This window comes from Acinetobacter higginsii (assembly GCF_000369525.1).
Lineage (GTDB): Bacteria > Pseudomonadota > Gammaproteobacteria > Pseudomonadales > Moraxellaceae > Acinetobacter > Acinetobacter higginsii.
The window spans coordinates 119,993-134,889 of record NZ_KB850076.1; the positions used below are offsets into that span (position 1 = coordinate 119,993).

16 protein-coding genes are annotated in these 14,897 nt (G+C 40.4%); 9 read left to right on the forward strand and 7 right to left on the reverse strand.

The window, feature by feature from the left end:
• Positions 1-24: 24 nt before the first annotated feature.
• Complete coding sequence (locus F902_RS20960; RefSeq protein WP_005202188.1) at positions 25-1,233, forward strand: IS256-like element ISAba26 family transposase; 1,209 nt, start codon at positions 25-27, stop codon at positions 1,231-1,233.
• 43 nt (positions 1,234-1,276) lie between these two features.
• On the opposite strand, the gene F902_RS20965 is transcribed toward F902_RS20960, so the two are convergent.
• The 3 genes from F902_RS20965 to F902_RS20975 all read right to left on the reverse strand — a co-directional run bounded on the left by F902_RS20965 (position 1,277) and on the right by F902_RS20975 (position 3,393).
• Entirely contained in the window at positions 1,277-1,561 is a 285-nt protein-coding gene (locus F902_RS20965) for a putative quinol monooxygenase (RefSeq protein WP_005206902.1), read from the reverse strand.
• A gap of 20 nt (positions 1,562-1,581) precedes the next feature.
• Entirely contained in the window at positions 1,582-2,580 is a 999-nt protein-coding gene (locus tag F902_RS20970; RefSeq protein ID WP_005206904.1) for a zinc-binding alcohol dehydrogenase family protein, read from the reverse strand.
• A gap of 72 nt (positions 2,581-2,652) precedes the next feature.
• The gene (locus F902_RS20975; RefSeq protein WP_005206905.1) at positions 2,653-3,393 is read right to left on the reverse strand and encodes an SDR family oxidoreductase; all 741 of its coding nucleotides are present in this window, start codon (positions 3,391-3,393) and stop codon (positions 2,653-2,655) included.
• 135 nt (positions 3,394-3,528) lie between these two features.
• Between F902_RS20975 and F902_RS20980 the strand changes: the two genes are divergently transcribed.
• The gene (locus tag F902_RS20980; RefSeq protein WP_005206908.1) at positions 3,529-4,428 is read left to right on the forward strand and encodes a LysR family transcriptional regulator; all 900 of its coding nucleotides are present in this window, start codon (positions 3,529-3,531) and stop codon (positions 4,426-4,428) included.
• Positions 4,429-4,478: 50 nt separating this feature from the next.
• On the opposite strand, the gene F902_RS20985 is transcribed toward F902_RS20980, so the two are convergent.
• On the reverse strand, positions 4,479-5,495 hold the full coding sequence (locus tag F902_RS20985) for a zinc-dependent alcohol dehydrogenase family protein (protein ID WP_005206911.1): 1,017 nt from the start codon (positions 5,493-5,495) through the stop codon (positions 4,479-4,481).
• Complete coding sequence (locus F902_RS20990) at positions 5,485-6,480, reverse strand: zinc-dependent alcohol dehydrogenase family protein (protein ID WP_005206914.1); 996 nt, start codon at positions 6,478-6,480, stop codon at positions 5,485-5,487. The genes F902_RS20985 and F902_RS20990 overlap by 11 nt, the downstream gene beginning before the upstream one ends.
• Before the next feature lie 467 nt (positions 6,481-6,947).
• On the opposite strand from F902_RS20990, the gene F902_RS20995 reads away from it, so the two are divergent.
• The 7 genes from F902_RS20995 to F902_RS21025 all read left to right on the forward strand — a co-directional run bounded on the left by F902_RS20995 (position 6,948) and on the right by F902_RS21025 (position 13,807).
• Positions 6,948-7,223, forward strand: a complete 276-nt coding sequence (locus tag F902_RS20995) for a metal/formaldehyde-sensitive transcriptional repressor (RefSeq protein ID WP_001133624.1) — start codon at positions 6,948-6,950, stop codon at positions 7,221-7,223.
• Positions 7,224-7,244: 21 nt separating this feature from the next.
• Positions 7,245-8,357 carry an S-(hydroxymethyl)glutathione dehydrogenase/class III alcohol dehydrogenase gene (locus F902_RS21000; protein WP_000842149.1) on the forward strand — a complete coding sequence of 371 codons (1,113 nt, stop codon included), beginning with the start codon at positions 7,245-7,247 and terminating at the stop codon, positions 8,355-8,357.
• Between the two features lie 228 nt (positions 8,358-8,585).
• Positions 8,586-9,416 (forward strand): S-formylglutathione hydrolase, encoded by an 831-nt coding sequence (gene fghA / locus F902_RS21005; RefSeq protein WP_005206917.1) that lies wholly within the window; start codon positions 8,586-8,588, stop codon positions 9,414-9,416.
• Between the two features lie 239 nt (positions 9,417-9,655).
• Positions 9,656-9,958, forward strand: a complete 303-nt coding sequence (locus F902_RS21010; protein ID WP_000920558.1) for a putative quinol monooxygenase — start codon at positions 9,656-9,658, stop codon at positions 9,956-9,958.
• A gap of 598 nt (positions 9,959-10,556) precedes the next feature.
• Positions 10,557-11,714, forward strand: a complete 1,158-nt coding sequence (locus F902_RS21015; RefSeq protein WP_005206919.1) for an iron-containing alcohol dehydrogenase — start codon at positions 10,557-10,559, stop codon at positions 11,712-11,714.
• A gap of 85 nt (positions 11,715-11,799) precedes the next feature.
• Positions 11,800-12,477 carry a type 1 glutamine amidotransferase domain-containing protein gene (locus F902_RS21020; protein WP_005206921.1) on the forward strand — a complete coding sequence of 226 codons (678 nt, stop codon included), beginning with the start codon at positions 11,800-11,802 and terminating at the stop codon, positions 12,475-12,477.
• Between the two features lie 202 nt (positions 12,478-12,679).
• Positions 12,680-13,807: an alkene reductase gene (locus F902_RS21025; protein ID WP_005206923.1), complete on the forward strand. Its 1,128-nt coding sequence runs from the start codon at positions 12,680-12,682 to the stop codon at positions 13,805-13,807.
• A gap of 83 nt (positions 13,808-13,890) precedes the next feature.
• On the opposite strand, the gene F902_RS21030 is transcribed toward F902_RS21025, so the two are convergent.
• Complete coding sequence (locus F902_RS21030; RefSeq protein ID WP_005206927.1) at positions 13,891-14,121, reverse strand: hypothetical protein; 231 nt, start codon at positions 14,119-14,121, stop codon at positions 13,891-13,893.
• A 104-nt stretch (positions 14,122-14,225) separates the two neighbouring features.
• Positions 14,226-14,834, reverse strand: a complete 609-nt coding sequence (locus tag F902_RS21035; RefSeq protein WP_005093648.1) for a TetR/AcrR family transcriptional regulator — start codon at positions 14,832-14,834, stop codon at positions 14,226-14,228.
• Positions 14,835-14,897: the final 63 nt, after the last annotated feature.

Genomic DNA, 14,897 nt, shown 5'->3' on the forward strand with positions numbered 1-14,897 from the left:
GGATAATTACAAAAGGTACTTCACATGGATGAAGCAACAATCAAAAGTATGGCTGCCGAATTGGCTAAAGGTCTAAAAACACCAGAAGACTTAAACCAAATGACAGCAGTCTTTAAAAAATTCATGATTGAAACTGCACTCAATACTGAACTTTCAGACCATCTCGGTTATGAAAAGCATCAGTCCAGGAAAGGCTCAAATAGCCGTAATGGGTTTAGTTCTAAAACCATTACAACTCAAGATGGACAACTGGCTTTAGATATTCCCCGTGATCGAGAAGGTTCATTTGAGCCACAAATTATCAAAAAGCACCAAACACGCATCACCAGTATGGATGACCAAATCCTCTCACTGTATGCAAAAGGAATGACTAATAGGGAAATTGTAGCCTTCTTCAAAGAAATGTACGATGCCGATGTCTCAGCATCTCTCATCAGCAAAGTTACCGATGCTGTGATTGAGCAAGTGACTGAGTGGCAAAATAGAGCCTTAGATAGCCTTTATCCTGTTGTCTATCTTGACTGTATTGTTGTCAAAGTCCGTCAGCACTCCAATGTGATTAACAAGTCCGTATACCTTGCTTTAGGCATCAATATGGATGGACAAAAAGAATTACTGGGTATGTGGATTGCTCAGACAGAAGGTGCCAAATTCTGGCTGTCAGTCATGACAGAGCTAAAAAATCGAGGAGTACAGGACATTCTTGTTGCTTGTGTAGATGGATTAAAAGGCTTTCCTGACGCGATAGCCTCCGTTTACCCTCATACTGATATTCAACTGTGTATCGTGCATGTTGTACGCAATAGCCTGAGATTTGTAAGCTGGAAAGACTACAAGGCTGTTACCTCGGGTCTGAAAGCGATTTATCAGGCAAGTACAGAGGAAAATGCTTTAAAGTCCCTAGACATCTTCTGTGATCAATGGAATCACCAGTATCCCAAAATTGGAGAATCCTGGCGGGCCAATTGGGAAAATATCCGAACGATCTTTAGCTATCCAGCCGAAATACGTCATGCAATTTATACAACAAATGCGATTGAGTCGTTGAATAGCGTAATACGCCATTCAACGAAGAAGAGGAAAATCTTTTCATCTGATGACTCAGTAAAGAAGGTCATTTACTTAGCAACATCAAATGCTGCGAAGAAATGGACGATGCCAATTCAAAATTGGCGTTTAGCAATGAATTGGTTTACGATTCAGTTCGATGATCGATTAAAAGATCATTTATAAAAAATGGAACTTACACAAAATAATTTACAGGCTCGCAAGAAGGCTATATTTTTTTGATTTCTACAATATCACTTGATTCAATGAGCGATTGGATATTACCAAATAAACTTTGAATATAATCAGACGCTATATGGATATCTAAATCCTCCCTGCTACGCCATTCTTCTAAGAAGAAATATCTACTCGAGTCATTTTCGCTAATATAAAGCTCATATTTCAAGCATCCTTCTTCTTGAAGCGTAGGCTCTATTACACTTTGTAAAAGCGCTTCTAACCTCTCTTTTTGATCTGATTTTGCCTTAAAGTTCGCAATTACTGAAATAGTCATTATTTCACCTTTAATTTGTTTTAGAAGTTTTCTAGTACAATTTTGCCTTTTGACTTGCCTGATTCAAGTAACTTATGCGCCTTCTCCAAGTGTGAAGCGTTAATTTTGCCTAGATTTTGGTTGAGGGTACTTCTAATTTTTTGCTGGTCAACTAATTGGGCAACCTGTTGCAACAGATCACCTTGCTTTTCAATATCATCGGTTTCATACATTGAACGAGTGAACATCAACTCCCAATGGATAGAAATAGATTTAGTCTTAAACGGCATAATATCAAATGTTTGTGGATCATCGATCAATCCAAGCTTGCCTTGTGGTGCAATCAGAGAAACTATTTGCTTGATATATGTTTCTGTATGATTTGTAGAGAATACGTATTTTGGTTTTGCAATGCCTAGTGTCTCGATTTGTGCATTTAAATCTTTGCTATGATCAATGACATGGTCGGCACCAAGTGATTCCACCCAAGATTTCGTTTCTTCACGCGAAGCAGTTGCTATAACCGTCAGATTTGTTTTTGCTTTTAGGAGTTGGATAGCGATTGATCCTACACCGCCTGCACCACCAATAATTAAAATACTGCCAACTTCTGTTTCTGAAATTTGAAACCGATCAAAAAGCATTTCCCATGCCGTTATTGCAGTTAATGGCAATGCTGCTGCTTCTGCATTAGATACTGTAATTGGTTTAAGACTGATAATTCGTTCATCGACTGCTTGAAACTCAGCATTACTACCATCTCGGGTTAAATCGCCAGCATACCAAACAGAATCTCCTACTTTAAACGAGGTAACTTTTGAGCCAACTTCGATAATTTCCCCAACGGCATCCCAACCTAAAATACGATTATTTGCTTCAGACGAATTTTTTCTCACTTTGGTATCAACTGGATTCACAGAGATTGCCTGAACTTTTACCAGTACATCACGCTCCTTAAGCGTAGGCTTTGCTTTTTCAATATCTACCAATGAATTTTTAAAATCATCATGGTTATTTATAACATACGATACGGCTTTCATAGATTTGTCCTTAAATTTAAAAAATATAGTAAAAATAGGAGCGAAGTGCTCCCATTTTATGTTATTCAATAATTAAAACTCTTGGCTCGTTGGGCGCAAAACAATTTCATTAATATCTACATCCGCAGGCTGTTCAATTGCATAAGCAATTGCTCGAGCGACTGAGTCAGCTGGTATGGCTTGTTTGTAGAAATCATTAACAAACTCTGAGCTTTCTTTATGAGAAGAACCAAATTTTAGTTCTGACTCAACTGCACCAGGCTCAATAGTAGTCGTTCTAATGGTTCCCCCAACTTCATGACGAAGTCCTTCTGAGATGGCTCTTACAGCAAACTTAGTACCGCTATAAACAGTACCTCCTGGACTAAATACTTTTATCCCTGCAACAGATGCGAGATTAATAAAGTGTCCAAAGTTTTGTTTTTGGAAAACAGGTAGGGTAGCTGCTATACCATAAAGAACACCTTTGATATTAATGTCGATCATACGATCCCATTCATCAACTTTTAGCTCACTTAATGGTGCAATAGACATTAATCCAGCATTGTTTACCAATACATCGATTTGACCAAATGCGCTTAATGCCTTTTCAATAAGTGCTTGTACTTCATGTGGTTTGGTTATATCCATACCAATAAATTCAGCTTGACCACCTTCAGCACGAATGTCGTGAACAATAGCCTCTAATTTTTCATTACGTCTAGCACCAAGTACAACCTTTGCACCTTTTTTAGCAAGTAAGCGAGCAGTAGCTTCACCTAAACCACTACTTGCACCTGTGATAACAATAACTTTATTTTCTATATTATTCATACAAGTAACCTTCAACCTATCTGTCAATCATATTTGCTGGATTAAGTATTACAGCCTTGTTAGGTATAATAAATGAATAATATTATCTTTCAGAATTCCTATTTACGGAATAATTACCAGAACACAGGATTGGACATGCAGAACAAATTGGAAATGATACGTATCTTTTGTGTCGCAGCAGAGTCTCGAAATTTTAAAGAGGCAGCAACTCAGCTGGGTATTTCCCCACAGGTAGTGACACGGGCAATAAAAGAGCTAGAAGAGCAGCGCGGAGAGATTCTGTTCTACAGGAGTACTCGACAAATTAAAATTACCGCTGATGGTGAGCGTTTGGCAAAGCAAGCACGTTTTGCGGTGGGATCCATTGATGCTTTGCTTGTAAAAGACACCAAGGAAAAACGAGATGAAATGCGTGGGACTGTCCGTCTTACTGTGTCGTCTGTGTTAGGGCGTAAATTGGTAGTACCTGCACTAGCAGAATTTGCCACACGTTATCCAGATATTGTCGTGGATTGTGTGCTAACAGATTCACACTCGGATGTGATCGATGAGCGGATAGATATCGGGATCAGATTTGGATTTTTGCCGGACAATCGATATGTAGCAAGGGAATTGGCGAAAGTGAACTTTTATTCTGTGGGTACGCCAGAGTTAATTGATAAGGTTGGAATGCCTAAAAAAATTATTGACCTTGATAAATACCCTCTAACAGCACTAGTCGATCATAAAACAGGGCGTTACTGGCCATGGACATTCACCGAAAGTCGAAACTTTACGCCATCAAATCCCCGTTTTATTACAGATGATCTAGAAGCTGAATTTCAAGCGATTCTCGCTGGAGTCGGATTCGGACACATGCCTGGATTTCTAGTTTTGCCGTGGCTTAGGAGTGGTAAGCTCATTCAGATACTTCATGAGGAAACCTCTCCCGTTTGGCGCCTGTATTTATATCGTCCACAGCGGGGCCCGACACCTTTGCGAATCAGAGCATTGTTTGATTACTTAACGGAAGTGCTGGGCCATATAGAAACCTGAATCAGATGGAACTAACCTTTTTTCTAGAAAGTAGAAATCAGATAAGACCATCATGTATTTAGAGTAACAACAATTTTTCCTATTTGCTGATTTGATTCAAGATAGCGCTGAGCATCATGCATGTCCTCAAAGTCAAAGCAACAGTCGATCACTGGACGAAGATATCCTGCACCTATACTGCTAAGAATAAATCGTCTGGCTTGCTCCCTTAGAACAGGGTCATGGAGAACCTCAAGGAACAAAAAACCTCGCATGGTTAAGCTCTTGCGTAATGCAACTTTAAGGGGAAATGGTGTGATCTCCGGGCTAAGTGCACCATGCATAACCATAGTTCCTCCTATAGACATCGCTTTTGCAATCTGTTCAATATGTGGCCCTCCTACAGCATCGAAGGCGACATCAAGATATTCTCCACCCAAACGTGAAACAAGCGCCTCATACAAATCTGGTTCATCTTCACTGGCTATAACATTTTTAACACCGAGATCCAGTAAACGTTGCTTTTTCTCTATCGTTTGTGTACTTGCAATGACCTTAGCACCCGCTGCTTCAGCTATCTGTATCGCAGCTAGTCCTACACTACTTGAAGCTGCTGTGATCAAGATCGTTTTTCCTTTCGAAACTCCACCAGCATGGATTACACCACCCCAAGCCGTCAAATACTGCATCCAGATTGAAGAAGCTTCTTCCCAACTTAAACTATCGGGTTTGTGAACTAAAAAAGTTTCTGGAATCAGAAGCTTGTCCGCATATGTCCCATATTTGGCTAGATTGTCAGTCGGAAGAATCGATACTGCATCTCCTGGAGAAAATTGGCGTACACCTTCACCTATCGCCAGAACTATGCCTGCTCCCTCATATCCCAGACGAGAAGGGAATACTGCCTTTTGAATATAAGTACCACGCCGAAACATTACATCAGCCCGGTTGAGTCCGATCGTTTTCATCTGGATTAGAACTTCTCCTGCGGCTGGTAAAGCCACAGGAAGTGTTTCTAATGTCAGAACATCTGTATCTCCAATAGAATTGAAGCGCCAAGTCTTGGCCTGAAGTGCATTAAATGACATCAATCACGACCTTAATATTGGCAGAGCGATCTTGAACAGCATCATGAGCCTCAATCGCTTGGTCTAGAGTAAAATGACGAGGATCAACAATAGGACGCAGTTTACCTTCCTCAACGAGACGAGTCGCGATCTTAAGGATATCACCATGATGAGCACGGCGATTGCCTGTTAACATCGGCATTAGGACGAATACGCCAGACACTGTGGCACAACGTAGAGATGAACTCGCTAAATTATGATTACCAAATGCAGCACAGCTGGTAATGTGGCCATAGTGAGTTGTCATGGAAAGTGAAGCTTCGAGTACTGGACCACCCACAGTGTCGTAAACAATGTTAAAACCTTGACCCTCAGGGCTTGCAGCAATAATGTCATCGGAAGATGCTGTTGTGTAATCGAGAGGTGTTGCACCGAGTTCTGAAATCAGTGATTGATCAGCTGTACGACCAGTCGCCCAAACATTTGCATCAAGTGCTTTTGCAAGCTGAACCACCATATAACCAACGCCACCAGCACCACCCTGAACCAGTACAGTTTGCCCTGGTTGGACCTTCGCATTATCCACTAAACCTTCCCAAGCGGTGAGGAACGTCAATGGTAGTACTGCTGCCTCGCGCATAGAGATATTGCGTGGCTTTAATGCGATCAGATCAGCATCTGCTACAACATATTCTGCTAAAGATCCTTGAAGACCACGAACGCCACCTATCAGACCGTAAACTTCATCTCCGACGTTGAAGTGGGTGACACCTTCACCAACAGCAGTTACAACCCCAGCCATATCTGTTCCTAACACGGCAGGAAGTTCTGGCATAGCATATGGTGCTTCACCAAGACGAATTTTATAATCAATAGGGTTTACACCACTAGCATGAATACGTACTAGAACTTGCCCAGCCTCTGGTTGAGGTATAGGGAGTTCTACACGTGTAAATTCATGATCGCCAAAATTTTCTAGGATAAGAGCATTCATCATCTTATTCATAGTTGTTCCTTATTCTTAACTGGGGGATGATATGCACAGTACCAAAGTAAATTAATCCAATAAATGATATTTATAGGATTTAATAATTCCTAAATAATGAATAATAAATATCATCCGCTCACTAAAAATATTCTAGTACAGTCTGTAAAGGCAGTTTAATCTAAACTGTCGGTAGTATTTTCAAGGCTTGAAACGTTTAAAATATCTACAAAGTGGCTAAAATTTGAAACATAATTCTAAAAGGTCACAGCATTACAAAGAACATGAGCCAAAATAAAAAATGGGAGCTAAAAGTCCCATTTTTTTGTGACTTTCGCATAAGCTCTATGATGTTAATTTAAAAAAAACTAAAAACAGGGATAGAAAATTTTCGCTAAAGAGCTTTTTGATTTTCGATTTATAAAAAATATTGCTTTTTTTATACTATGGGGTACTATAGTATAAAAGCTAGCAAATAAGGAGGTCTGATGCCTAATCAGGTTGAAGACAAAAAAAAGATTCTTCTACGCGTCAGAAAGATCAAAGGTCAGACGCAAGCGATTGAAAAAGCGTTAGAAGACAATGTGGAATGTGGTGCAATTCTGCAACAAATATGCTCTGTGCGTGGTGCTATTAATGGTTTAATGAATGAGATGTTAGAGGTTCATTTAAAGGACACTTTAGTATCAGGTGAAACCACAGAACAACAACGAAAAGAAGAATTGGCTGAAATCGCTAAGATTCTAAAATCATATTTAAAATAGATCTGTATAAGGAATTATTCCATGAAGTCACGTGCTGCCGTTGCGTTTGGTCCTGGTCAACCTCTTCAAATTGTTGAAGTTGATGTTGCACCACCGAAGAAAGGTGAAGTATTAATCAAGATCTCCCATACCGGTGTGTGTCATACCGACGCATTTACTTTATCTGGCGATGATCCTGAAGGTGTTTTTCCGGCTATTCTCGGTCATGAGGGTGCTGGTGTTGTCGTTGAGGTTGGTGAAGGCGTAACTAGCGTCAAACCAGGTGATCATGTCATTCCACTTTACACCGCTGAATGTGGCGAGTGCGTATTCTGTAAATCTGGAAAATCGAACTTGTGTATTTCCGTTCGCGAAACTCAAGGTAGAGGCGTAATGCCAGATGGTACCACTCGTTTTTCCTACAATGGTCAACCGATTTACCACTATATGGGCTGCTCAACGTTCAGTGAATACACGGTAGTGGCAGAAGTATCATTGGCTAAAATCAATCCTGAAGCCAATCACGAACATGTCTGCTTACTGGGTTGTGGTGTAACAACAGGTATCGGTGCAGTACACAACACGGCTAAAGTACAAGAAGGTGATAGTGTTGCGGTCTTTGGTTTAGGTGGTATTGGTTTGGCAGTCGTACAAGCCGCACGTCAAGCTAAAGCAGGACGTATTATTGTGGTTGACATGAATCCAGATAAATTTGCGCTGGCAAAAGAGTTTGGTGCAACGGACTTCTTGAACCCTAAAGATTACGACAAACCAATCCAGCAAGTCATTGTCGAAATGACTGGCTGGGGTGTAGATCATTCATTTGAGTGTATTGGTAACGTGAATGTGATGCGTGCAGCCCTTGAAAGTGCACACCGTGGCTGGGGACAATCCGTAATTATTGGTGTAGCTGGCGCAGGTCAGGAAATCTCTACCCGTCCATTCCAACTGGTTACTGGTCGTAAATGGCTAGGTTCTGCCTTTGGTGGCGTAAAAGGTCGTACGCAACTTCCAGGAATGGTTGAAGATGCCATGAAAGGTAAAATTCAATTAGAACCATTTGTGACACATACGATGGGCTTGGATCAGATCAATGAAGCCTTTGATCTAATGCATGAAGGTAAGTCAATTCGTACTGTAATTCATTACGAATAATTGCGTCAGACCTTATAGTTTTCCATGCATGTGCATCATGAATGACATGCATGGAATCCTCTAAAACGGCACATTATCTGTAAAACCGATCTATCTGTGTAGGCATCGTGTATAGGTTCAATAAACCTGCCTACATTTTAAATCTTTATCACTATTCTCTGTGGAGAATGTGAGACTCTTTGTTTACTCGATTTCTCATGAAGTCTTGCTCAACATAGGTAATTGATTATGGAAATAATTGAGAAACATGCTTCTTTTGGTGGATCGCAAGAAGTGTATCGCCATCAGTCAACAGCATTAAACTGTTCAATGAAATTCTCAATATATCTGCCACCTCATGACAAAGATGAGCGGTTGCCAGTTTTATATTGGTTATCAGGGCTGACTTGCAACGAACAGAACTTTATTACTAAAGCCGGAGCACAAAAGTATGCGGCTGGACATAAAGTCATTATTGTTGCACCAGATACCAGCCCACGTGGAGAGGATGTACCAGATCATGCAGATTATGATTTAGGCCAAGGCGCAGGATTCTATGTGAATGCAACACAAGCACCCTGGTCACAGCATTTCAAAATGTATGATTATATTGTGGAAGAACTCAGAAATCTGATTGACCTGAATTTTCCGACCAATCAAGTCCAAAGCATTATGGGTCATAGCATGGGTGGTCATGGTGCATTAGTAATTGGGTTAAAAAACCCTGAGCTGTATAAAAGTATTTCTGCTTTTGCACCAATTGTTGCACCTAGCCAAGTACCTTGGGGGAAAAAGGCTTTTACACACTACCTAGGTGAAACCGAAACTTTATGGAAAAGCTATGATGCGATTGAATTAATCAAAAACGCTGAAGTTCATTTACCTATTTTAGTCGACCAGGGAACAGCTGATGATTTTCTTGAAGAACAGTTAAGACCTAATCTTCTTAGTAATATTTGTTTGGAACAAGAATATCCTCTTACACTTAACCTAAGAGAAGGGTATGACCATAGCTATTACTTCATTGCGAGCTTTATAGAGAAACATATAGAGTTTCACAGCAAATTCCTAGCTAAATAACTTTCATAGATATGAGGATGTACATGTTGTTCTTGAATGCTTCTTGAGCAATATTTTTTGATTCAAATGTTAATGATATTAACTTGAATAAATTCATAGCATTATGTCGAAATAAACACCCAGATTTTGGCTCAGCTATGGAAAATTGTTTTTAACTTTTGTACAACAAAACTTTCTGACATGCATACATTAGCAATGTCAGAATGAGTTTTAATTTTAATCAATAGTGGAGTTTAGTCATGCTTAAAACAGCTTTATATGTCCGTCTTGAAGCTAAACCGGGTAAAGAAGACGAAGTGGAAGCTTTCCTTAAAGCCGGTTTACCTATTGTAATGGAAGAACCTGCGACAGTTGCGTGGTTTGGCCTACGTCTTGGACCTACAACATTTGGTATTTTTGATGCATTTCCTGATGAGGCGGGTCGCCAAGCACATTTATCTGGCAAGGTTGCAGCTGCGTTGATGGCTCAGGCCGAAGAGCTATTTTCAGAGCCACCGTCTATTGAAAAAGTAGATGTTTTGGCAAGTAAACTACCAGCTTAAACCGACGCTTAAATGTATAAATGTGCTGCCTGAAATTTTGAATGAAAGGCAGCACTTCAACCCTGTGTGGTTTGTCAGAGGCTTTTTATTCAAGTTGGGCTACTTTATTTAATGGCTTAATCTCATCATTTACATGGGTCAATATCCAAAACAGGGTAAATAAACGAATGCACCGATATACATGCTTTATATTGAACCAATATATCTAATTTACTGTCGCATTTGTACATCTCTTAAACCGTGCCAATCTGCTTTTAAAATATTTAATTATTGCTATTTTGTATGAGCCATTCACTGCTTTAGCGAATGCGTTCACGACCATATCAGTAGTCATACGTGATGATACCTTCCATCCAACTATCGCTCGTGAAAATACATCAATAATAAAAGTGATATAGAACAAGCCTGAATTTGTTTAACCATCACACAAGTCGGCAAGCTGAGATATTTTTTATAAAAATAGACGACTGGTCTATTTTTATGTATAGTTAGCACATGGTGCAGTCAAAAGCCGCAATGTTGTCCAATTTTTTAAAGTTTATTTGATGAATAACGGTGGTTTTTCAAATCAATTAGCTGATCATCCTAGGATAAAAATATGCTGAATTTTAACTTTTATAATCCGACCCGCATTATTTTTGGTGGCGATACAATAGCTAAAATCAATGACTATGTGCCTACAGAAGCAAAAGTATTAATGTTGTTTGGTGGTGAAAGTGCACGTAAGAATGGTACTTTAGCTGAAGTGCGTGAAGCATTAGGTGCAAGAGAAATTCATGAATTTGGCGGAATTGAGCCGAATCCGAGTTATGAAACCCTCATGAAAGCTGTAGAGCTGATTCGAGAACAAAATATTGATTTCTTGATGGCTGTCGGTGGTGGATCGGTAATTGATGGTACTAAATTTATTGCAGCAGCAGTCAATTATACAGGGGATACATGGGAGATTTTAGAAACCCATGGTACTAAAATTACTCAAGCTTTGCCCTTTGCGAGTGTACTCACCCTTCCAGCAACTGGTTCAGAAATGAATAGCGGTGGGGTAGTCACCAGAAAATCGACCCAAGCCAAATTGTCATTTAGCAGCCCCTATGTTTTTCCGCAATTTTCCGTACTCGATCCGAATAAAACTTTTAGTTTGCCGACGCGCCAGTTAGCAAATGGCGTGGTTGATGCATTTATTCATGTCATGGAACAGTACTTAACTTACCCTGTCAATGCACAAGTACAAGATCGTTTTGCCGAAGGTCTATTGCAAACTCTGATTGAGATTGGGCCGAAAATCTTGGAAGATTCAGCAGATTATGACACGCGTGCGAATTTGATGTGGGCTGCTAGCATGGCACTGAATGGGCTAATTGGAGCTGGTGTACCACAAGATTGGTCAACCCATTTGATTGGGCATGAGCTCACGGCTTTACATGGTATTGATCATGCTCGTACCTTGGCCATTGTGTTGCCGGCCAATCTACAAGTGCGTCGTCAAGAGAAGCGAGAAAAATTACTACAGTATGCAGCTCGAGTCTGGCAGATTGTCGAAGGTGATGAAGAACAACGTATTGATACTGCTATTGCTCGTACTCGAGCCTTCTTTGAGCAACTTGGATTGCCGACTCGTCTTAGCGATTATGGACTGGGGGAGACGGATATTGAGATCATCATTACGCAACTTAAATCACACAATCTTACACAGCTAGGCGAACATAAAACTGTTTCATTAGAGATCAGTCGCCAAATTCTCGAGACGAGTATCTAAATAAGCGTATCTGTCATGGTCACGCTACACGACAAGTGATCATGCAACAATGCTCCTCAATCCTGAAAAATATCGGAGAAATAACATGAAAATTTTAATCGTTTTAACCTCACATGATCAACTTGGCAATACGGGTAAGAAAACAGGTTTCTGGCTAGAAGAACTTGCTGCACCGTATTACACCTTTATTGACTCTGGTGCTGAAGTTACGCTGGCGTCGCCTCAAGGTGGGCAGCCACCACTAGATCCTAAAAGTAATTTGGCAGAAGCACAAACTGAAACCACTCATCGTTTTGAAGCAGATCCAACTGCAATGCAAGCATTGGCACAGACGCATAAACTTAGCGAAATCTCTGTAGCTGATTATGATGCAGTGTTTTATCCAGGCGGGCATGGCCCATTGTGGGATTTAGCAGAAGATCCGATTTCAATTTCTGTGATTGAACAGGCGATTCAGTCTGGCAAACCTGTTGCAGCAGTGTGTCATGCCCCGGGTGTTCTTCGTCATGTGAAAGCGAGTAATGGAGCGCCTTTAGTGAGCGGTAAATTAGTGACTGGTTTCACCAATACTGAGGAGGCCGCTGTAGGTTTGACTGAAATTGTACCATTTTTAGTTGAAGACATGCTTAAAGAAAACGGTGGTCATTATTCTAAAGTAGATGATTGGCAAGTATATGTTCAAGTTGATGGCTTGCTGGTTACTGGACAAAATCCAGCATCTTCTGCTGCAACTGCCTCAGCATTACTTCAATTGTTGAAATAAAGAGTAGCTGGTGTCTGTTGTGGTGCTTAGCAGTGAATAAACTTCTGACGCTGAGCAACTGACGCAATAAGCAAAATAACCCTCCCTTAATGGTGAAGGGCCTGAGTGAATAGCTTTCCTTCCTTTAATTTTCTATATACAGGAAGGAAGGGTATTTTTTTAATTTAGATCAATTTAGTCATGATTACTTGGATACAATGAAATGAAAGCCAGCAAACTTTTTCAAAACTTAAACTTAGGCCCTTATGTTTTGCAAAACCGTATTGTATTGCCACCATTAACGCGGTCGCGCAGTACTCAGCCAGGGAATATTCCAAATGAATTGATGGCAACCTATTATCAACAGCGTACCGGGGCAGGATTTATGGTCACCGAAGGTACGCAAATCGAGCCACGTGGTCAAGGCTATGCTTGGACTCCCGGTATTTACAGTCCTGAACAGATTGCTGGATGGCGTAAAGTGACGGAAGCAGTGCATGCTAAAGGAGGCATTATTTTTGCACAACTTTGGCATGTTGGGCGTGTTTCACATACATCTTTGCAACCCAATCATGCATCACCGGTCGCGCCTTCGGCTATTGGGGCTGATAGTAATGTTAAAGTCTTTATTGAGACCGGGCCCAATGCGGGGGCCTTGGCTGATCCTTCCATGCCACGTGCTTTAAGCAATGCAGAGGTTAAAGAATTAGTGCAACTCTATGCTCAAGCAGCACGCAATGCCTTGGCTGCTGGTTTTGATGGGGTTGAAATTCATTGTGCAAATGGTTATTTGGTAAATCAATTTATCTCTGCACATAGTAACCACCGTGAAGATGAATATGGGGGATCACTAAACAATCGTTTGCGTTTTTTACGTGAAGTAGTACAGGCAGTTGCTGAGGTGGTTGGTGCAGATCGTTTAGGAGTGCGTTTTGCCCCGCTATTTGAAAGTACAGAGGAAGATCGTGTTTACATGGGGTTGGTTGAAGATGATCCACATGTGACTTATATTGAAGCCATAAAAATACTTGAAGAAGTTGGGATTGCCTATTTATCGATTGCAGAAGCTGATTGGGATAATGCACCAGAACTTCCTCATGATTTTCGTAAAGATGTCAGAGACACTTTCAGTGGTCGGATTATTTATGCAGGTCGATATACGGCAGAAAGAGGGACTCGAATTTTAGAGGCAGGGCTGGCCGATTTAATTGCATTTGGACGCCCATTTATTGCGAATCCAGATTTACCCGATCGCATCGCCAATGGCTGGCCATTGAATGCAGTAGATGCAAGCACTATGTATGGTGGGACGGAAAAAGGCTATATTGATTATCCAGCTTACGCAGATTAATATTGACTTAATGAGTTATTTTGCCAACCTTTGTGGTTGGCAAAATAACGACTTAGGATTGCTGTTGCCAGCACAATTTCTTCTTAAAACAGGCTCTTAAAATTTTTTAGCTGTGTAATGAGCCAACCTGCCAGTGGGAAAGAAATCAGTTGCGTTACTGGCACTAATACTATGACTTCAATCAACACCATCATCGGGAAACTTTGATGCTGAGTAATTGGCTTTAATAAAGTGAGTACCAGTAATAGTGTGGGATATAAGCCTAAATATCCGACTAAAATACGAGTCATGAGGGCTTTAGAAGGAGAATTCATTGTGCGCTATACTCATGGATTGTAAATTGATCTAATAGCAACACATTAATAAGTAATTATTGGGCTGCTGTCATTAATTATGTAATTGATATTTAATCTAATTTTTATGAATCTTCACTTTTTAATAGAAATTTAGTTGCTCTCAGAGCTTGATGTAATGGTGTTTTATCTTTTTGCAACTTACTCAGTAATGCTGCACCTAACCACATTTGGTAAAGTACTTGTGCCAACGTCGAGGCCTCAGTATCTGCTTGGATAGACTGATCCTGTTTTCCTAAATCAATTAAACCAGCAATACGTTCGATTACATCATCGACGCCAGCGGACATAATGGAGCGCATATCTTCAGATAGATCGGCAACTTCTGCGGCAAGTTTCACAATTAAACAGCTATCCGCCCAACCACACTGTGTTTCAGGATCTTCTATCCATAAATTAAAATACTCAATCAGCTTTTGATAAGGGGATTTATCGCTACGCCATACATCATTTAAACGGACTTGGTAATTGTCTACATAATGCTGTACCAATTCACATCCGAAAGCTTCCTTGGATTGGAAATAATGATAAAACGAGCCTTTGGGGATCTCACAGCTCTGTAAAATTTCCTGTAATCCTACACCGGTAAAACCTTTATGCAAAATCAGGTCTGAACTAGTGTTAAGAATGTGTAAGCGTTTCGCTTCAGACTTTTTAATAGGATTAGGCTTCATATTAATTATTTACTCTATTGTAAAAAATAGACCAGTCGTATTGTTTTTTAGTATAACTCATCT